Origin of the sequence: Sulfitobacter sp. SK025, from assembly GCF_003352105.1 — a bacterium.
GTDB classification, from domain to species: Bacteria; Pseudomonadota; Alphaproteobacteria; order Rhodobacterales; family Rhodobacteraceae; genus Sulfitobacter; species Sulfitobacter pontiacus.
The window spans coordinates 1,754,615-1,773,249 of the sequence record NZ_CP025808.1 but is presented as its reverse complement, the minus strand read 5'-3'; the positions used below and the strand labels follow the sequence as shown (position 1 = coordinate 1,773,249).

Genomic DNA, 18,635 nt, shown 5'->3' with positions numbered 1-18,635 from the left:
CAAAAGGCTCTCCCACCTTTTACGTGACTGTGCATTGAGTAGCGCGCCAAACACAGCCCGTCTATCGGTCATCCGCCGATTTCAGCGCGGTAACTTCCCCAAGGGTAACGGACCCGCAGGGATTCGCCCCGTCGTAATCTGCCGGAGGCGGCAAAACCGTTTGAAAACGCACTGTTACCGTGTAAATCCCCCCTGATCCGGGGCGGCGTCAGAAAAAAATCGAAAATAATCACCGGGGCGGCAAAAATGGGGTTGAACCCCGGCTGAACCTTGGGGTAGTAGAGCGCTACCGGGTCGTTAGCTCAGTTGGTAGAGCGCTTCGTTTACACCGAAGATGTCGGGAGTTCGAGCCTCTCACGACCCACCATTCCACCACCACAATTCAGTTCTACCAACGCAACCTACGCCGACGGCGACAGGGATTTATGCGTTTGATGTCAAGGGATTGCCTGCGCAGCATGTGGCATCAGCAACGTGAAACCCTCGATACGACAAAGCCCCTCACCAAGGTGAAGGGCTGCTGCGGGCGTCGTAACTTTGCGCCGGAGATTTTAAGCGATTTTCGCCCTCAGTCCTCGGGTTGATCAGCGGTATCGCCGCCGCCCTGCCCCTGTGTCACCTGCCGCACTTTGACGCGGATCATCTTGCCGTTTTTCAGCTCTTTCTCGTTGATCACTTTCAGCTTGCCGAATGGCAGCAGGTTCAGCTCGCGGCTGTCCGACAATGCTTCGCCCAATACGGCGAGCATGGCATCAACGACGGGTTTCGCATCGCGCTTTTTCACGCCCGACCTTTCGACAACTGTGTCGATCAGCTCTTTCTTGCGCATCACGGGGCCGAGGATCACAGGGCGCGGTGCTTCGACCACAGCGGGTGCTGCGGCGGTGTCGGGTGCGGCTGGTTTAGGCGTGGTGGTTTTCTTGGGCGTGGCCATTTGACGTCTCGTCCGTTGGGGAGGTTTCATCAAACCCTAGCGGGGCCACCGGGGAAAATCCAGCGATGCTTGGGGATGACGTAACCGTGTGCGAAAATCGGGGACGTGCCCACGAAAAAGGCCGCCCCGAAGGGCGGCCTGATGTCGGTTTGATCGTTGCTTAATGCGCTGTGGCGCTATCGCCTGCAGCGTTGCGACGGGCCAGTGCGGCGGCTGCGGCGGCATCTTCTGCCTCCTGATCCCATTCGATCGCTTCGGGCTCGCGGACCAACGCATGTTTCAGCACTTCGGACACGTGTTTGACGGGAATGATGGTCAACCCTTCTTTCACGTTATCCGGGATATCCGGCAGGTCCTTTTCGTTCTCGGTCGGGATGAGAACCGTTGTGATCCCACCACGCAGCGCCGCCAACAGCTTTTCCTTCAAGCCGCCGATTGGCATCGCATTCCCGCGCAAGGACACCTCCCCCGTCATCGCGATATCGCGGCGCACGGGGATCTGGGTCAGCACCGACACGATTGATGTCACCATCGCCAGACCGGCAGAGGGGCCATCTTTCGGCGTCGCACCATCGGGCACGTGGACGTGGATATCCAGCGTGTCGAACTTGGGCGGCTTCACCCCGATCTTGGGGCTGATCGACCGCACATAGCTGCTGGCCGCGTCGATGGATTCCTTCATCACATCGCCAAGCTTACCGGTGGTTTTCATCCGACCTTTACCCGGCAGGCGCAGGGCTTCGATCTGCAGCAATTCGCCGCCAACCGAGGTATAGGCCAATCCGGTTACGACACCGATCTGATCCTCAAGCTCGGCCAAGCCGTAGCGGTGCTTTTTCACGCCGAGGAAATCCTCGATGTTGTCGCCCGTCACGGTGATCTCGTCGGCTTCCTTCTTGACGATCTTGGTCAGCGATTTCCGCGCAACCTTGGCAATCTCGCGCTCAAGGTTCCGCACGCCGGCCTCGCGGGTGTAGTAGCGGATCATGCTGGTCAACGCACTGTCTTCAATGGCAAATTCCTTTGCCTTCAGACCGTGGTTCTTGACCTGCTTGGCCACAAGGTGCTGTTTCGCGATCTCGCGCTTCTCATCCTCGGTATAGCCCGACAGGGGGATAATCTCCATCCGGTCAAGCAAAGGCCCGGGCATGTTGTAGCTGTTCGACGTGGTCAGGAACATGACATTCGACAGATCGTATTCCACCTCCAAGTAGTGGTCGACGAATGTGCCGTTCTGTTCCGGATCAAGCACCTCGAGCATGGCCGACGCGGGGTCGCCACGGAAATCCTGACCCATCTTGTCGATTTCGTCGAGCAAGATAAGCGGGTTCGTGGTTTTCGCCTTTTTCAGCGCCTGAATGATCTTGCCGGGCATGGAGCCGATGTAGGTCCGGCGGTGACCGCGGATCTCGGATTCGTCACGCACACCGCCCAACGAGATGCGAATAAATTCGCGCCCCGTCGCCTTGGCAACAGACTTCCCAAGCGAGGTTTTACCCACACCGGGAGGGCCGACAAGGCACATGATCGGGCCTTTCAGCTTGCTGGAGCGTTGCTGCACGGCAAGATATTCGACGATGCGTTCTTTAACCTTTTCAAGGCCATAGTGATCATCATCCAGCACCTGCTGTGCCTTGGCGAGGTCTTTTTTGGTGCGCGATTTCACGCCCCACGGGATCGACAGGATCCAGTCGAGGTAGTTGCGGACCACGGTGGCCTCGGCAGACATCGGCGACATGTTCTTGAGCTTCTTCAGCTCGGCGTCGACCTTTTCCTTGGCCTCTTTGCTCAGCTTGGTGTCCGCGATGCGGGCTTCCAGTTCGGCGACTTCATTCTTGCCGTCTTCACCATCGCCAAGCTCGTTCTGAATGGCCTTCATCTGCTCGTTCAGATAGTACTCGCGCTGCGTCTTCTCCATCTGGGATTTGACGCGGGTCTTGATCTTTTTCTCGACCTGCAGAACGGACATTTCGCCCTGCATCAGCCCGTATACTTTTTCCAGCCGCTCGGAGACGGACAGGGTTTCAAGCAGGTCTTGTTTCTGCTCGACCTCAATGCCGAGATGCCCGGCGACCAGATCGGCCAGACGTGCAGGCTCGGACGCTTCGGTCACCGCCGACAGTGCTTCCTCGGGGACGTTCTTCTTGACCTTGGAATAGCGCTCAAACTCTTCGGCGACGGACTTCAGCAGCGCCTGCGTGGTGGTCTCGTCACCGGGCTCTTCCGTCAGATATTCGGCAGAGGCTTCAAAGAAGCTATCGTTTTCAAGGTATTCCGTGATGCGCACCCGCGCCTGACCCTCGACCAACACCTTCACGGTGCCGTCGGGCAGCTTCAACAGTTGCAACACATTCGCCAAGACGCCGGTGTTGAAAATACCATCGGAATCGGGGTCATCCACGCCGGGGTCAATCTGGCTCGACAGCAGGATCTGCTTGTCATCGGCCATGACTTCTTCGAGGGCGCGAACAGATTTATCGCGGCCCACGAAAAGCGGTACAATCATGTGGGGGAACACCACAATATCGCGCAAAGGCAATACCGGGTAGGACGCGTTCAGAGGCTCTAACATGCTCTTTTCCTTATACTGCAAGATGACACTGGCCCCTATCTTAGGCGACCGTTCGTTCATCTCCTGTTCTGAGTAGGATATCTGGGGACCCTACCCGCCTGTTTCAATCCCCATGATGCTGTGATCCGTTCGTATGCGGGCCATCTGGCGTAAGGGTCGCCCTAGAATGAACCGCCACCGGCGGACAGACAAGCGCGGATCGTATGATTATCCGCGAAAACCGCCAAGAACCATGGTTAACCGGCCCGGATGACAAAAAACGGGCCGGAAATGTGCTTTTTCGCGTTTAACGAGCTTACTCTGCCGCGACCTCTTCGAGGAAGGGATAATCGGTATAGCCCTCTTCGCCACCGGCATAGAAGGTTTTCGTATCCCCCTCGTTCAGCGGTGCGTTAAGTTCCAGCCGTTTTGCCAGATCGGGGTTGGCGATATACGGCCTGCCAAAGGCAACCAGATCGGCTTTGCCGCTGGCCACGGCATCGATCGCCATGTCGCGGTCATAAAGGTTGTTCGCCATGTAGACGCCGTTGAACAGCGACCGCAGCTTGCCAAGGTCTTCGTCACTATCCAGATCGCGCGACTGGCCGGTCGAGCCTTCGACCATGTGCAGATAGGCCAGATTGTATTTGTTCAGCGCATCCACGACGTAGGTGAACGTCTCTTGCGGGTCATCATCCGCGATGCCGTTCGCAGGCGAGAAAGGCGACAGGCGCAGGCCGACGTGATCACCGTCCCATGCGTTTACGACACCGTCTAGCACTTCGAACAGCAGCCGCGCGCGGTTCTCGACCGACCCGCCATAGGCGTCATCGCGTTTGTTGCTTGAGGTCTTGAGGAATTGGTCCAGCAGATAGCCGTTCGCCCCGTGGACCTCGACCCCGTCAAAGCCCGCCTTGCGTGCCATCTTGGTTGCGTGGACATAATCGGCGACAATGCGTGGCATCTCGTCCAACTCCAACGCGCGCGGTTCGGATGTCGGGGTCATTCCGTCTTTGGTAAAGGTCTTCACCTCTGCCGCGATGGCCGAGGGGGCGACGGGCTTTTGTCCGTCAGGCTGGATATCCACATGGCTGATCCGGCCCACGTGCCACAACTGGATCACGATCTTGCCGCCCTTGGCGTGCACCGCGTCCGTCACCTTTTTCCAGGCAGCAACCTGCCCTTCGGTGTAGATGCCGGGGGTTTTGATGTAGCCTTTGCCTTCGGCGCTGATCTGGGACGCTTCGGTGATGATGATCCCGGCACCGGCGCGCTGCGCGTAGTATTCGACGTGCATGTCGCCGACTTCGCCAGTGTCGTCATTGGCGCGGCTGCGGGTCAGCGGGGCCATCACGATGCGGTTCGCGGCCTCGATGCCACCAACCTTCAGGGGGGTGAATAATGCCTCGGTCATGGAAAACTCCTTTGCGGTGTTGTTTCTTGCTACAGCACCTAACCTTCCGCCCCGTCATCGCAAGGACGGGGCCGAAGGTTTATTCCATTCACCGCAGGGTTTTCCTAAAGCGGGTCGATGTCGCCTTGGGCACGCTGGCTATGAAAATCAGCCTGCCAGGCGTCAAATGTCCCCGCCGCAATCGCGTCGCGCATACCCGCCATGATTTCCTGGAAATAATGCAGGTTATGCCATGTCAGCAGCATCCCCGAGATCATTTCCTGACTACGGAACACATGGTGCAGATAGGCGCGGCTGTAGTTCGAGCACGCAGGGCATGTGCAGGCTTCGTCCAGCGGACGCGGGTCATCGGCGTGGCGTGCGTTCTTGATGTTCACAACGCCGTGACGCGTGAACACCTGCCCCGTCCGGCCAGAGCGTGAGGGCAGTACGCAGTCCATCATATCGATCCCGCGGGCCACGGCCCCGACGATATCATCCGGCTTGCCCACGCCCATCAGATAGCGTGGCCGGTCCACGGGCAGCATATCGGTGGCAAAATCGAGACAGCCGAACATCGCCTCTTGCCCCTCGCCCACGGCAAGGCCGCCCACAGCGTAGCCGTCAAAGCCTACGTCGATCAGCGCCTTGGCACTTTCCTCGCGAAAGTCACGTTCCAGCCCGCCCTGCTGGATACCAAAAAGAGCATGGCCCGGACGGTCGCCAAAGGCTTCGCGGCTGCGCTTGGCCCACCGCATCGACATCCGCATCGACTCCGCGATACGCGCGCGATCCGCAGGCAGCGCGGGACATTCGTCAAAGCACATGACGATATCGGAGCCGAGCAGCTTTTGAATCTCCATCGACCGTTCGGGGGTCAGTTCGTGTTTCGACCCGTCCACATGGCTTTTGAAGGTCACGCCCTTTTCCGTCAGTTTGCGCAGCCCCGACAGGCTCATCACCTGAAACCCGCCGGAATCGGTGAGGATCGGCTTGTCCCAGTTCATGAACTTGTGCAGCCCGCCCAAACGGTCGATCCGTTCGGCAGTGGGGCGCAGCATCAGATGATAGGTATTGCCCAGCAGGATATCCGCACCGGTCGCGGCGACGCTTTCGGGCATCATCGCCTTGACCGTGGCAGCCGTGCCCACAGGCATGAAGGCCGGCGTGCGAATATCGCCCCGCGGGGTAGAGATGACACCGGTACGCGCCGCACCATCGCGGGCCTGAAGATCGAACGAGAATTTTTTCATGACTGCGGCTATAGAATGTCCCCCGCATAGGCGCAATCGCGCAGTTGAGCCGTGCGTTCCACAAGGCTGTCATGGAAGCACCGTAAATCTACGCTATGTCCAGCCGGAACCGCCGGGGCGCTGCCCCGGACCCCGGGATTTATGCCATTTGGAAGCCCGTGTCGTGGCTTGAGTAGACGCAGGCGACCTGCTAGGCGGCGGGATGATTTAGCTGTGCCGGAGTGCGTGACATGCAAGAATTGACGTTTGGCTGGGAAGAATGGGTCGCCCTTCCCGAATTGGGGCTTCCCGCGATCAAGGCAAAGATCGACACCGGCGCGCGCACATCGGCGCTGCATGCCCATGACATCGAAGTCTTCGGCCCCGCCTCCAAGCCCAAGGTCCGGTTCAACGTGCACCCTGTGGCCGGCAACGAAGACATCACCATCACCTGCTCCGCGCCCATCATTGACCGGCGCGAGGTCACCTCGTCGAATGGCGAGGCAGAGCTGCGCTATGTCATCTCGACCAAGATGGATGTCGCAGGGCAAAGTTGGCCCATTGACGTGACCCTGACCAACCGTGCGGGCATGACCAGCCGCATGTTGCTGGGCCGTCAGGCGCTGACAGATCACATCACCATCTCGCCCACCGAGAAACGGTTGCAACCGGATCTGAGCTATGACGTCTACCATACCGCCGCTGTGCGTCACCGCGCGCCCAAACGCGCATTGCGGGTCGCCGTGCTGAGCCGTGAGGCCAGCAACTATTCCACCTCGCGGTTGGTCGAGGTCGGCGAGGCCCGTGGCCACACTGTCGAAGTGATCGATACCACCCGTTGCTATATGGCGATCAATGCCATGGCTCCCGAAGTGCATTACGATGGCAAACGTCTGCCGCGCTATGACGCGGTGATCCCGCGGATCGGCGCCTCGGTAACGCCCTATGGCTGCGCAGTGATCCGGCAGTTCGAAACCATCGGGACCTACTGCGTCAACGGCTCTGCCGGTATCCTGTCGAGCCGCGACAAGCTGCATGCGCATCAGGTCTTGGCGTCGAGGAAAATCGGCATGCCGACCACCGCTTTTGCCGCCTCGCCCAAGGACACGTCGAACCTCATGGCGCTGGTGGGCACCGCGCCGCTGATCGTGAAACTGCTGGAATCCACCCAAGGCAAAGGTGTGGTGCTGGCCGAGACCAAGAAGGCCGCGGAATCCGTGATTGATGCCTTCCGCGGGCTCAAGGCAAACTTTCTTGTGCAGGATTTCGTCAAGGAAGCCGCGGGCGAGGATCTGCGCTGTCTCGTGGTGGATGGCAAGGTCGTGGCCGCGATGAAGCGCACCGGCGCGGATGGCGATTTCCGCTCCAACCTGCACCGTGGCGGCACCGCTCAGGTCGTGCGCATCACCAAGGTTGAACGCGACACCGCCCTGCGTGCGGCACGGGCCTTTGGTCTGGGCACTGCCGGTGTGGATCTGCTGCGGTCGGACAGCGGGCCAAAGGTGCTTGAGGTCAACAGCTCTCCCGGGTTCGAAGGGATCGAGAAAGCCACCGGTAAGGATATCGTCGGCATGGTCTATGATATGATCGAAGCGCGGGTAAAGCCGCAGCCGGTGCGCAAGCGCAAAGCTTAAGTTCCGCATTGGATCGCGGGTCCGCCCTCTGGACGGTGCCCGCTGCAATCCCTATATAAACGATAAGAAAAAGGAGCGAGGCCCTGATGACCGACAGCACACAACCTCTTGAAGGCACCCCTCTGATTGCGCCCTCGTCAACGGATCATCCGCTGTACGAGCAGATCACCGAAGCCTGCCGCACTGTCTATGACCCTGAAATTCCAGTCAATATCTATGAGCTGGGGTTGATCTACACGATCGACATCAACGCGGAAAACGAGGTCAACATCAAGATGTCCCTCACCGCGCCCGGCTGCCCCGTCGCAGGCGAGATGCCCGGCTGGGTCGCCGATGCGGTCGAACCCCTGCCCGGCGTGAAAACCGTCGACGTGGAACTGGTCTGGGAGCCACCATGGGGCATGGATATGATGTCTGACGAAGCCCGTCTTGAACTGGGCTTCATGTAAGCCGATAGGCTGAAACCGGGACGCATTTCACGTCCCGGTTGATTTTACATGAGTTTCACGCAATGGTCGCATCATTGTAACATAGGGTAGCCACACCGCTGCCAGATGATTTTATTTGGAGCGATCATGCGACTAACTACTGCCCTTACAGCTTTGGCTTTGGCCCCCACCGCGCTGCTGGCCGACGCCCACAGCACCCCCGTCCCTGTCGAATACGGTGTCCGTCCTGCCTATCTGGTGGACAAGCTTCCCGATGGCGACCTCAAGGACAAGCTGGCGTCCTGCATGGGCCAGACCGCGTCCAAATCCGATTTCTCCATCGGGCACCGCGGCGCGCCGCTGATGTTCCCCGAGCACACCGTACAGTCCAACGTTGCCGCCGCCCGTCAGGGTGCAGGCATTCTGGAATGCGACGTGACCTTCACCGCCGATCACGAACTGGTCTGCCGTCACGCGCAGAACGATCTGCACACCACCACCAATATCCTCGTCTCCGATCTGGCCGAGAAATGCACCACCGGCTTCACCGCGGCTGCGGGCGAAGAAGGTGCCAGCGCGGAATGCCGCACCTCGGACATCACCTTGGCAGAGTTCCGCACCCTGACGCCCAAGATGGACAGCGCCGACGCCACCGCCACCACCGCCGAAGACTATCAGGGCGGCGTGGCCAGCTTCCGCACCCAACTGTACAGCGACGGTGCCGATCTGATGACCAACGCGGAATCGATCGAGCTGTTCAAATCCCTCGGCGCGAAATTCACCCCCGAGCTCAAGTCCCCTTCGGTCGAGATGCCCCACGACGGCTTCAGCCAGGAAGACTATGCGCAAAAAATGATCGACGAATACAAAGCCGCGGGCATCCCTGCCTCGGACGTTTGGGCGCAGTCGTTCAACCTGGATGACGTGCTGTACTGGATCAAGGCAGAGCCCGAGTTCGGCAAACAGGCCGTCTATCTCGTGGAATGGAGCGAAGGTTTCGACGAACAGGACCCCAGCACCTGGACACAGGATTTCGCCCAGCTGAAAGAGCAAGGCGTGCAGTATCTGGCCCCGTCGCTGAACATGCTGCTGACCAACAAAGAAGGCGCTCTGGCCGCCTCTGACTATGCCAAGAAAGCCAGCGAAGCCGGTTTGAACCTGATCGCCTGGACGCTCGAACGCTCCGGTCCGCTGTCCACGGGCGGTGGCTGGTATTTCCAATCCGTTGGCGACATCATCACCGACGACAGCGACTATCTGGTCGCGCTGGACGTGCTGGCACAGGACGCTGGCGTCAAGGGGGTCTTCTCTGACTGGCCCGCAACCGTCACCTACTATGCCAACTGCATGGGTCTGTAACCTACGGGGTCTGATCCGGCGCAATCGCGCGTGAAGACATGGGCCGTCCCTTCGGGGGCGGCCTTTTGCTATTGTGCATCCCCCCGCTTGAGAAACCCTGCCAAAGCCCTTATCTTGTCGGTAACAGGAGTATTCAGCATGTTCGCAATCCCAGGCAAGCAAGCCGTCACCATCACCCCCAAAGCCGCCAATCAGATCACCAAGCTGATGACGTCCGCCGGCCACGCCGGTCTGCGCATCGGCATCAAGAAGGGTGGCTGCGCCGGCATGGAATATACGATGGAGTATGTGAACGAGGCCGACGCCAATGACGAGGTCGTCGAACAGGACGGCGCGCGCGTGATGATCGCGCCGATGGCGCAGATGTTCCTTTTCGGTACCGAGATCGACTATGAAACCTCTCTGCTGGAATCCGGCTTCAAGTTCCGCAACCCCAATGTTTCCGAAGCCTGCGGCTGCGGCGAATCCATCAAATTCGGCTAACGGTATCGCGCCGCGCTGGCGGGGCGTGACCGCAGCTTGCCGTTGCCCTGTCGGGGTGGCGCTGGTATCCCTTTGAAAAACCACATGAAGGATATGCATATGCGCCGCAAGCTTGCCGCTGGAAACTGGAAGATGAACGGCACGCTGGCCGGTCTGGACATGTTGGCCGAGGTCGCCGCCGCGATGGACAGCACCCGTGCAGAGGCGGTGATATGCCCGCCCGCCCCCTACCTCCTGCCAGCGGTCACCAAGGCCCAAGGCACCTCCGTTGGCATCGGCGCGCAGGATTGCCACGCAGAGCCGAAAGGTGCCTTCACTGGCGATATCTCTGCCTCGATGATCAAGGAGGTCGGCGCGACCTATGTGATCCTCGGCCATTCCGAGCGCCGCGATGCCTATGGCGAAACGGATGCTGATGTTGCGGCCAAGGCGCAGGCCGCTTGGGACGCGGGGCTGACGGCCATCATCTGCATCGGCGAAAGCGAGGCGGATCGCAGCTCCGGCACCACGCTGGATGTCATCGCCGAACAGCTTGCAGGCTCCCTGCCCGATGGCTGCACCGGCGAGAATACCGTCCTCGCATACGAGCCTATCTGGGCGATTGGCACCGGCAAAATCCCGACGCTTGACCAGATCGTCGAGGTGCATGACTTCATCCGCGCAACACTGGCCGAACGCTTTGGCACGGATGTCAGCGACGCGCTGCGGCTGCTGTATGGCGGCTCGGTCAAACCGGACAACGCGGCAGAGATCTTCAAGGTCGATAACGTGGACGGTGCCCTAATTGGCGGGGCGAGCCTCAAGGCCGCTGACTTCGTCCCGATCCTTCAGGCGCTCTCTGCCGCCTGATCTTCATTTTGCCAAATAAACTCATGTCATGACACACATAAAAGGCGGCGCATCCGATGGGGTGCGCCGCCTTTTTTGTTTTTCTCGTAATGTCTCGCCCTAGCGGGTGATGATCTCCGGCCCCATCATCAGGGTCGGCAGCCAGGTCGAAATAACCGGGATATAGGTCACCATCAGCAGGAAGATGAACAGCACCACGGTGAAGGGCAGCGCAGCCTTGACCACATTCATCATCGGCATATTCGCCACGCCCGAGGTCACAAAGAGGTTCAGACCCACCGGCGGGGTGATCATCCCGATTTCCATGTTCACCACCATGATGATCCCCAGATGGATCGGGTCGATGCCCAGTTCAATCGCGATGGGGAAGACCAGCGGGGCGACGATGATCAACAGGCCCGACGGCTCCATGAACTGCCCGCCAATCAGCAAGATCACGTTGACGATAACCAGGAACATGATCGGCCCGAAACCGGCGCTCAGCATCGCGGCAGAGATCTGCTGCGGGATCTGCTCGTCGGTCAGCACGTGCTTGAGGATCAGCGCGTTGGCGATGATGAACATCAAGGTGACGGTCAGCTTGCCGGCCTCGAACAGCGTATCGCGGGTATCGCGGTGGAAGAAGACAGTGACCAGCGCCAAGGGCTTGCGCATCAGCGACAGGTTGCGCCCCTCGCCTTCGACGTGCAGCGGGCCCATATCGCGATAGACAAAGGCCGCAATGAAGAAGGCATAGACAGCGGCCACGGCAGCGGCTTCGGTCGGGGTAAAGATACCGCCATAGATACCGCCAAGAATGATCACGATCAGCATCAGCCCCCAGCCCGCTTCACGCCCCGAGGCAAAGACCTCGCCCCAGCCGCGCCATTCGCCCTGTGGCAGCTTCTTGACCCGCGCCATGATGTAGATGGTCAGCATCAGCATGGTGCCCGCCATCAGACCGGGGATAACGCCCGCAAGGAACATCCGGCCCACAGAGACATCCGTGGCAGAGGCATAGACGACCATCACGATGGACGGCGGAATCAGGATGCCCAGGGTGCCCGCGTTGGCGATGACACCGGCGGCGAATTCCTTGGTGTAGCCGGTCTCCCGCATCCCCGCGATCACGATGGACCCGATGGCAACCACTGTCGCAGGCGATGATCCCGACAGGGCGGCGAACAGCATACAGGCAAAAACACCCGCAATCGCAAGACCGCCCGGAAAATGCCCGACCAGCGCGATAGAGAAACGGATGATCCGCTTGGCCACACCGCCCGTCGACATGAAGGACGACGCCAGAACAAAGAACGGGATCGCCAGCAGCGTATAGTGCCCCGCCATCGCCTGAAAGAAGGTCTGCGCGATGGACGCAAGCGAGCTGTCGGACAGCACCAGCAGAAAGACGATTGACGAGAAGCCAAGGCTGACGGCAATCGGAACGCCCAGCAACATCAGCCCGACGATCATGGTAAATAGGATAAGGACTTCCATGCGCTCAGGACTCCGCGTTCATGTGTTTGACGGCTTCGATATCATCTTCGGCCTCGTGACTGACGATCAGTGCTGTGGCCTGTCCGGTAAAGACACGCACACCGGCCTGGATGAAACGGAACAACAGCAGCGCCATGCCGAAGGGCAGCATGAAATACGGGATGAACCGTGGCAATTTGCCATAGCTCTCGCCCTCGTTCATGATCGGCTCGATAAAGCGCAGCCAATCCGGCATGGGGATATCGACGGTTTCATACCACGCCTGATCGCGGCTATCGGCAAAGCCTGTGGGGAACCAGCGGCCCGTGGTGGCGTCCAGCCCCGCGAAGGGGGCCCAGTAATCCCACGCGCCTTTCATCAGCAAGGCCCCGTAGACCACGCAGATCGCTGCCGCAACCAGCGCGAGCACACGGCGTTTGGGCAGCGAAAACAGGTTCACGACCGCGTCCACCCCCAGATGCGCCGTGACCTTGACCGCATAGCTCATGCCAAACAGCGCCAGCCAGGCGAAGAGGAAGGTCACCGCTTCGAGCCCCCAGATGATGCCGGTGTTGAAACCATAGCGCAGGACGACGTTGATAAAGGTGATAAGCGTCATCAGACCAAGGATGATGGCAATCGCCGTTTCCTCAAGCTCGTTGACAATGCGCCCGAGCGCAGAATGAGATTGAACACCATGTGACATGGGAATGCTCCGCTGTGAGAGGAGAGTGGATCAGGCCCGCACGCCGCGGGGCATGTCGGGGCCTGACGCAAGTGATATGCCCCGTCCGTTGCCAGACGGGGCAGAACAGGTTTAGTGCTTGGCGTTGATCGCTTGAGCTTCGTCGATGTTTTCCTGACCGACGTCGGCGGTGAACTCTTCCCAGACGGGCTTCATCGCGGTGACCCAGGCTTCGCGCTGCGCGTCGTCCAGTTCACGGACCACACCACCGGCATCGATGATCGCCTGTTTGGCTTCGGCGTTCACTTTGGACGATTCCGCGTTGCGGGTGTCGGTCACTTCCTGAACGATGGTCGCCAGCTGGTCACGCACATCGGCGTCCAGGCTGTCCCACCAGTCGGTGGAGGTCACGAGCATGTAGTCCAGAACACCGTGGTTGGTTTCGGTTGTCCCGTCCTGCACCTCAAAGAACTTCTGGCCATAAATGTTGGACCAGGTGTTTTCCTGACCGTCGACAACGCCGGTTTGCAGCGCGCCGTAAACTTCCGAGAAGGCCATCGGCTGGGGCGATGCGCCCATTGCCGCCATCTGGGCCTTCAGCACGTCAGAGTTCTGGACGCGGAATTTCAGACCATTGGCATCCGACGGCACGTTCAGCGGCTTGTTCGCCGACATCTGCTTCATGCCATTGTGCCAGAACGCCAGACCCAGCAGGCCACGGCGCGTCATGGATTCCTTCATCGCAACACCGGTTTCGGAGTTCTGGAACTCGTCTACAGCGTTGATGTCCTTGAACATGAAGGGCAGATCGAAGATGCGGAATTGCTTGGTGAACTGCTCGAACTTCGACAGCGACGGCGCGGCCATCTGAACGTCGCCTTGCAGCAGCGCCTCAAGAACCTGGTCATCGTTGTACAGCGTGGAGTTCGGGAACACTTCCATGCAGGCTTTGCCGTTCATCTCGTCATTGACGCGCTGTTCCAGCAAGGAAGCGGCGATGCCTTTGGGGTGACGGTCTGTGTTGGTCACGTGGCTCAGCTTGATGACGACTTCGCCATCGTCACACGCCGCGGCAACAGCACCGGCGCTTACGGAAAGGGTCATAGCCACCAGAGTGGTTGTCAGGAATTTCATGTGATGTCTCCTCCCAGAGAACTGTTTTTCAAGTCTCGGCATCCGGTCGTTCCAAATGCGGTGGCGTTACTAGAGCGTTATTTCGCCGACCTCACAAGGAAGAGAGGTTGAAAGATAAGGATCGCGTTAAATATGTTATTTATCAAATCGTTGATGTATTTAGTTAAGGTTACAAACCAACCCGACACACGCTACCTGTGCGGATAACCGCACAGCACGCAGCGCAGTTGTGCGAAAATCCGCACAGGCTAGCTGCGAAAGTCCTCGGGCCGAATCCCGTAGCGGGCCAGCTTGTCATAGAAGGTCTTGCGCGGCAGTTTCAGCGCCTGCGCCGCCGCACTCGCCTGCCCCTCGGCACGGCGCAAGGCCGCGCGCAGCAGGGATTGTTCCACCTGCGCCATCTGGTCCGCCAGCCCGAGGTTCGCATCCGGCGTCACCTCGTCCGAGACCCCCATGACAAAGCGCATCGCCTCTGACATCAGCGCGCGCGCGTTGCCGGGCCAGTCCCGCGCCATCAGCCCCGCGATCATTTGCGGCGTCACTTCGGGCGGCTGCACGCCCGACTGCTCTGCCGCCTGATCGACGTAGCGGCGAAACATCGTGGCAATATCCTCGGGGCGTTCAGCGAGCGACGGGATGCGCACGGTCATGACCTCGAGCCGGTAATAGAGATCCGCGTGGAACTGCCCCTCGGCCACCAAAGACTGTAGCTCCCGCGCACTGCCCGCAATGAGACGCACATCGGGCACCTGCTCAGGCGCTTCGATCAGGCTCAGTTGGGTCTGCGCGGGAAGCTGCGCGACCTCGTCCAGAAACAGGCACCCGCCCGAGGCGGCGTGCAGCGCATCGCTCACATCATCAGGACTAAGCCCCGCGGCAGCACGTTTGACGAAGGGCCCTTTGGAGCGGCGCGAGGACAGGTGGATCACCTCTGCCACCTTCGAAATACCAGAGCCCGACGGGCCGGTGACCAGCACCTCGGCATTGGCCTGCGCCACGCGCCGCACCTTGTCGCGCAGCCGTTCTGACAGGTCCGACGACCCGAAAATCATCCGCGCCGCCGGATCGCCGGTTTCCACGATATGCAGCAGCCGACGGTTTTCCAACACCAGCGCGCGGGTCTTCAGCGCGCGTTCGATCACGGTGACCAGCGCGGCGGGGGCGCAGGGTTTTTCAAGGAAATCAAAGGCCCCTGCCTCCATCGCGCGCACGGCCATGGGGATGTCGCCTTCGCCTGTCAGCAGGATCACCGGCAGATCGGGGTCCTGTTCATGGGCATAGGCCAGCAGGTGAAACCCGTCGCGCCCGGGCATGCGCATGTCCGACAGGATGATGCCATCGAACCGTTCGGTGATCCTATCCTTGGCGGCGACGAACGACCCCGCGGCGACAACATCAATATCGGCAAGCTCCAGCGTCTGCGCCAGCGCCTCGCGGACAGAGGCATCGTCATCGACCAAAAGAACGGTTCTGCTCATGCCTGCCCCTCCTCGCCCGTATCGGCGCGTTCCAGCGTGACAGAGAACATCGCACCGCCCGCGTCAAGGTTGGTGCCACGGATCCCCCCGCCGAAGCTTTGCACAATCCCGTAACTGATCGAAAGCCCCAGCCCCATGCCCCCCATCGCACCCTCGGCACCGCCGCCCACGGATTTAGTCGTGTAGAACGGGTCGAACACCTTGTCCGGCATCTCGATCCCCGGACCGGTGTCGCGGAACTGCACCCGCACGGGGTCGGCGGGGTCAATCGTGATGCTCAGCCGTTTGGTGTCGCTGCTGCTCATGGCATCGACGGCGTTGGTGATGAGGTTTACAAAGACCTGCCCCAAGCGCACCTCGCCACCACGCACCCAGACGGGGGCATTCGCGGGCTGGTAGTCAAGGGTCACGCCTGCGTCGCGCAGGTAGCTTTGGGTCAGCTCCACCGCGCTGGCGACCACGCGCGTCACATCGACACGGGTCTGCGGCACGCTTTCTTGCCGCGCAAAGGCCCGCAGATTCTGGATGATCCGCGCCATCCGGTCAGCCATCTGCGAGATGCGGGTCAGGTTTTCAGCCGTCCTGTCGGGGCGGTCGCGCTCAAGGAACTGCACCGCGTTTTCCGCAAAGGACCGGATCGCCATCAGCGGCTGGTTCAGCTCGTGGCTGATGCCCGCCGACATCTGGCCTAGCGCCGACAGCTTGCCCGCCTGCACCAGATCCGCCTGCGCGCGGCGCAGGGCGGCCTGCGCCTCTTCCCGCTCGGTCGCTTCGCGGCGCAATTCGGTGTTGCTGGCGTTCAGGGCGGCGGTGCGTTTGGCGACCTGCCGCTCAAGCGCCGCATTCGCCTCTGACAGGGCGCGGCGGCGCTCGGTCGCGAGAAACAGCAGCGCGCCAAAGGCAAGGCAAAGCGCAGCCACCGCCGCCGCCTGTGCCCGTGCCAAACGTTGCGCGCCCTCGATATCCAGCAGCACCTCGCCCGTCATCCCCACCACCGGCAAGGCGCGGGTCAGATGCAAGGCGGCGTCCGGCAGATACGGCCCCCAGCCCATATGCCAGATCTCGTGGCCGCGCACGTCAGACACCGCGAAATCCAGCGCCGCACCATCCGGCGGCACCAGCCCCTGCGCCGCATTGGGACGCGCCCAGAACAGCAGCTCTGACCGGTTGGCGATCTGGACGACCCCGTCGGTGTCGGTGAAGAACGCCGCCGGATTGCTGCCGCGCCAGTCATAATCGATGCCGTTCAGATCAGTCGACACGACAACGGCACCGCGCACCTGCCCATCGGGCGCGAAGACCGGGGCGGCGTGGAAATAGGCACGGTCGGTCAAGGGCGCGGCGGGGCCATGCCCCCAGCCAAGTGCACCGCGCAATGCCCGCTGGACAAAGCGTTGATCCGCGCGCGGCACCCGCACCGCTTCCGCGCCAAGTGCCGCGACGATCACATCGCCGGATCGGTCAAGCACCTGCACATCCAGCGCCGTGGTCTTATCCGCGACCTCTTGCAAAAATGCCTGTGCCTCGACCGCCGGACGCCGGTCCAGCACCTGCGCCACCTGCGGGTGATCCGCCAGAAACACCGCCAGATCACGGTACCGCTGCAACTGCCCGACCAGACGGTCGCTGACCAGCGACAGATCCGCCTGCCCCCGCGCGCGCAGCTGGTCCAGCCCTTGCAGATAGGCATAGCGCCACACCCCGCCGGAGAGGACAGACACGGTGATCAGAAACAGCACAAAGGTTGCGACGCGGCGGCGCATTCCGGAGGTCATGGCGTTATTTGGCACAGACCCGCTTGCAAAGACCAGAGCCGCAGCTATTGCTAGGCCCCATGAAAACACTGAACCTTTCCCCGCTTGATCCCGAATTCGTCCAAAACCCCTATGCCGCCTACACGCGCGCACGTGCGCAGGGCCCCGTGCTGTTCTGGCAAGACTACGGGATGATGGCCGCTTTTGATGCGGCGACGGTGCAGGCCTTGCTGCGTGACCGCCGTTTGGGCCGCGAGCCCCCTGCCGACCAGCGCAAGCCCACGCCCGATCACATGCGCGACTTCTATGCGGTGGAAGACCAGTCGATGCTCGAGCTTGAGCCGCCAACCCACACCCGTCTGCGCGGGTTGGTGCTGCGTGCCTTTACCTCGCGCCGGATTGCCGGTCTCGCCCCCGAGATCGAAGAGATCGCCCAAGCCCTGCTGGCCGACCTGCCCAAGGGCGAAGCCTTTGACCTGATCCCCGCTTTTTGCACCCAACTGCCCGTGCGCATCATCGCACGGCTGCTTGGCGTGCCAGAGGATATGTGGCCCGACCTGCTGCGCTGGTCCAATGATATGGTCGCCGTCTACCAGATCGGCCGGACCCGCGCGACCGAAGAGGCCGCCAATACCGCCGCCGCCGATTTCACCGGCTTCCTGCGCCGCTATGTCAATGAGCGTCGCCAAGACCCGCGTGACGACCTGATCACCCAGTTGATCGCTGCCGAAGAGGACGGCGAAAAACTGAGCACGGATGCGCTGATCGGCACCTGTATCCTGCTGCTGAACGCAGGCCACGAGGCGACGGTACACGCGCTTGGCAACGGGATCGCCTGCTTGCTCGAAAATAGCCCCCCCGCCAGCGCCCTCGCCCCCGATGCGATCAACGCCACGGTTGAAGAGATCCTGCGCTACGACCCGCCCCTGCATGTCTTCGAACGTTTCGCCTACGAGGATATCGAACTGGGCGATGTCACGCTGGAAAAGGGCCGCAAGATTGCACTGGTGCTGGGGGCCGCGGGCCGTGATCCCGCACTTTACGACCAGCCCGATGTGTTCGACCCGACCCGTCCGGCCAAGGCCCACGCGGCCTTTGGTGGTGGTCTGCATTTCTGCGTCGGCGCGCCGCTGGCTCGGCTGGAAATGCAGATCGCGTTGCGTGCGCTTTTTGACCATGCGCCGAACCTGCAACTGGCCGCGCCACCGCGCTTTGCCAATACCTACCATTTCCACAAGCTGGAACGGTTGATGGTGACGGTATAAT

15 protein-coding genes and 1 tRNA gene are annotated in these 18,635 nt (G+C 60.9%); 7 read left to right on the top strand and 9 right to left on the bottom strand.

What is annotated here, in order from left to right:
• The first annotated feature begins 291 nt into the window (after positions 1-291).
• A tRNA-Val gene (locus tag C1J04_RS08620) sits at positions 292-367 on the top strand.
• A 201-nt stretch (positions 368-568) separates the two neighbouring features.
• On the opposite strand, the gene C1J04_RS08615 is transcribed toward C1J04_RS08620, so the two are convergent.
• The 4 genes from C1J04_RS08615 to tgt form a co-directional block, all read right to left on the bottom strand.
• Positions 569-934, bottom strand: a complete 366-nt coding sequence (locus C1J04_RS08615) for an HU family DNA-binding protein (RefSeq protein WP_009826809.1) — start codon at positions 932-934, stop codon at positions 569-571.
• Positions 935-1,094: 160 nt separating this feature from the next.
• Positions 1,095-3,506 carry an endopeptidase La gene (lon, locus tag C1J04_RS08610; RefSeq protein ID WP_005853049.1) on the bottom strand — a complete coding sequence of 804 codons (2,412 nt, stop codon included), beginning with the start codon at positions 3,504-3,506 and terminating at the stop codon, positions 1,095-1,097.
• Positions 3,507-3,801: 295 nt separating this feature from the next.
• Positions 3,802-4,899, bottom strand: a complete 1,098-nt coding sequence (locus C1J04_RS08605; protein WP_009826807.1) for an alkene reductase — start codon at positions 4,897-4,899, stop codon at positions 3,802-3,804.
• 104 nt (positions 4,900-5,003) lie between these two features.
• Positions 5,004-6,131, bottom strand: a complete 1,128-nt coding sequence (gene tgt, locus C1J04_RS08600) for a tRNA guanosine(34) transglycosylase Tgt (protein WP_009826806.1) — start codon at positions 6,129-6,131, stop codon at positions 5,004-5,006.
• A gap of 230 nt (positions 6,132-6,361) precedes the next feature.
• Between tgt and rimK the strand changes: the two genes are divergently transcribed.
• The 5 genes from rimK (at position 6,362) to tpiA (ending at position 10,863) form a co-directional block, all read left to right on the top strand.
• A complete protein-coding gene (gene rimK, locus C1J04_RS08595; protein ID WP_009826805.1) occupies positions 6,362-7,744 on the top strand; it encodes a 30S ribosomal protein S6--L-glutamate ligase in 1,383 nt (460 codons plus the stop codon).
• A gap of 86 nt (positions 7,745-7,830) precedes the next feature.
• Positions 7,831-8,193, top strand: coding sequence for an SUF system Fe-S cluster assembly protein (locus tag C1J04_RS08590; RefSeq protein WP_005853043.1), 363 nt, complete (start codon positions 7,831-7,833; stop codon positions 8,191-8,193).
• Between the two features lie 126 nt (positions 8,194-8,319).
• Positions 8,320-9,531, top strand: a complete 1,212-nt coding sequence (locus C1J04_RS08585; protein WP_174226605.1) for a glycerophosphodiester phosphodiesterase family protein — start codon at positions 8,320-8,322, stop codon at positions 9,529-9,531.
• A gap of 138 nt (positions 9,532-9,669) precedes the next feature.
• Positions 9,670-10,014 carry a HesB/IscA family protein gene (locus tag C1J04_RS08580; RefSeq protein WP_009826803.1) on the top strand — a complete coding sequence of 115 codons (345 nt, stop codon included), beginning with the start codon at positions 9,670-9,672 and terminating at the stop codon, positions 10,012-10,014.
• 99 nt (positions 10,015-10,113) lie between these two features.
• Positions 10,114-10,863: a triose-phosphate isomerase gene (gene tpiA / locus C1J04_RS08575; protein WP_037954374.1), complete on the top strand. Its 750-nt coding sequence runs from the start codon at positions 10,114-10,116 to the stop codon at positions 10,861-10,863.
• 99 nt (positions 10,864-10,962) lie between these two features.
• Here tpiA and C1J04_RS08570 read toward each other — a convergent pair whose 3' ends face one another.
• The 5 genes from C1J04_RS08570 to C1J04_RS08550 form a co-directional block, all read right to left on the bottom strand.
• On the bottom strand, positions 10,963-12,339 hold the full coding sequence (locus C1J04_RS08570) for a TRAP transporter large permease (RefSeq protein ID WP_009826801.1): 1,377 nt from the start codon (positions 12,337-12,339) through the stop codon (positions 10,963-10,965).
• 4 nt (positions 12,340-12,343) lie between these two features.
• Positions 12,344-13,024 (bottom strand): TRAP transporter small permease, encoded by a 681-nt coding sequence (locus C1J04_RS08565; protein ID WP_114865330.1) that lies wholly within the window; start codon positions 13,022-13,024, stop codon positions 12,344-12,346.
• A gap of 111 nt (positions 13,025-13,135) precedes the next feature.
• A complete protein-coding gene (locus C1J04_RS08560) occupies positions 13,136-14,137 on the bottom strand; it encodes a DctP family TRAP transporter solute-binding subunit (protein WP_005853033.1) in 1,002 nt (333 codons plus the stop codon).
• A 248-nt stretch (positions 14,138-14,385) separates the two neighbouring features.
• Positions 14,386-15,615: a sigma-54-dependent transcriptional regulator gene (locus tag C1J04_RS08555; RefSeq protein WP_009826799.1), complete on the bottom strand. Its 1,230-nt coding sequence runs from the start codon at positions 15,613-15,615 to the stop codon at positions 14,386-14,388.
• On the bottom strand, positions 15,612-17,378 hold the full coding sequence (locus C1J04_RS08550) for an ATP-binding protein (protein ID WP_009826798.1): 1,767 nt from the start codon (positions 17,376-17,378) through the stop codon (positions 15,612-15,614). Before C1J04_RS08550 ends, C1J04_RS08555 begins: the two co-directional genes overlap by 4 nt.
• 71 nt (positions 17,379-17,449) lie before the next feature.
• Here C1J04_RS08550 and C1J04_RS08545 point away from each other — a divergent pair, with 71 nt between their 5' ends.
• Complete coding sequence (locus C1J04_RS08545) at positions 17,450-18,634, top strand: cytochrome P450 (protein WP_009826797.1); 1,185 nt, start codon at positions 17,450-17,452, stop codon at positions 18,632-18,634.
• Position 18,635: the final 1 nt, after the last annotated feature.

Excerpts from the sequence above, each read along its gene's own strand:
- C1J04_RS08555 (WP_009826799.1), bottom strand. The coding sequence starts at position 15,615 with ATGAGCAGAACCGTTCTTTTGGTCGATGACGATGCCTCTGTCCGCGAG.
- C1J04_RS08590 (WP_005853043.1), top strand. The coding sequence starts at position 7,831 with ATGACCGACAGCACACAACCTCTTGAAGGCACCCCTCTGATTGCGCCC.
- C1J04_RS08565 (WP_114865330.1), bottom strand. The coding sequence starts at position 13,024 with ATGTCACATGGTGTTCAATCTCATTCTGCGCTCGGGCGCATTGTCAAC.
- lon (WP_005853049.1), bottom strand. The coding sequence starts at position 3,506 with ATGTTAGAGCCTCTGAACGCGTCCTACCCGGTATTGCCTTTGCGCGAT.
- C1J04_RS08545 (WP_009826797.1), top strand. The coding sequence starts at position 17,450 with ATGAAAACACTGAACCTTTCCCCGCTTGATCCCGAATTCGTCCAAAAC.
- C1J04_RS08580 (WP_009826803.1), top strand. The coding sequence starts at position 9,670 with ATGTTCGCAATCCCAGGCAAGCAAGCCGTCACCATCACCCCCAAAGCC.
- C1J04_RS08605 (WP_009826807.1), bottom strand. The coding sequence starts at position 4,899 with ATGACCGAGGCATTATTCACCCCCCTGAAGGTTGGTGGCATCGAGGCC.
- C1J04_RS08550 (WP_009826798.1), bottom strand. The coding sequence starts at position 17,378 with ATGCGCCGCCGCGTCGCAACCTTTGTGCTGTTTCTGATCACCGTGTCT.
- C1J04_RS08585 (WP_174226605.1), top strand. The coding sequence starts at position 8,320 with ATGCGACTAACTACTGCCCTTACAGCTTTGGCTTTGGCCCCCACCGCG.
- C1J04_RS08615 (WP_009826809.1), bottom strand. The coding sequence starts at position 934 with ATGGCCACGCCCAAGAAAACCACCACGCCTAAACCAGCCGCACCCGAC.
- rimK (WP_009826805.1), top strand. The coding sequence starts at position 6,362 with ATGCAAGAATTGACGTTTGGCTGGGAAGAATGGGTCGCCCTTCCCGAA.
- tgt (WP_009826806.1), bottom strand. The coding sequence starts at position 6,131 with ATGAAAAAATTCTCGTTCGATCTTCAGGCCCGCGATGGTGCGGCGCGT.
- C1J04_RS08560 (WP_005853033.1), bottom strand. The coding sequence starts at position 14,137 with ATGAAATTCCTGACAACCACTCTGGTGGCTATGACCCTTTCCGTAAGC.
- C1J04_RS08570 (WP_009826801.1), bottom strand. The coding sequence starts at position 12,339 with ATGGAAGTCCTTATCCTATTTACCATGATCGTCGGGCTGATGTTGCTG.
- tpiA (WP_037954374.1), top strand. The coding sequence starts at position 10,114 with ATGCGCCGCAAGCTTGCCGCTGGAAACTGGAAGATGAACGGCACGCTG.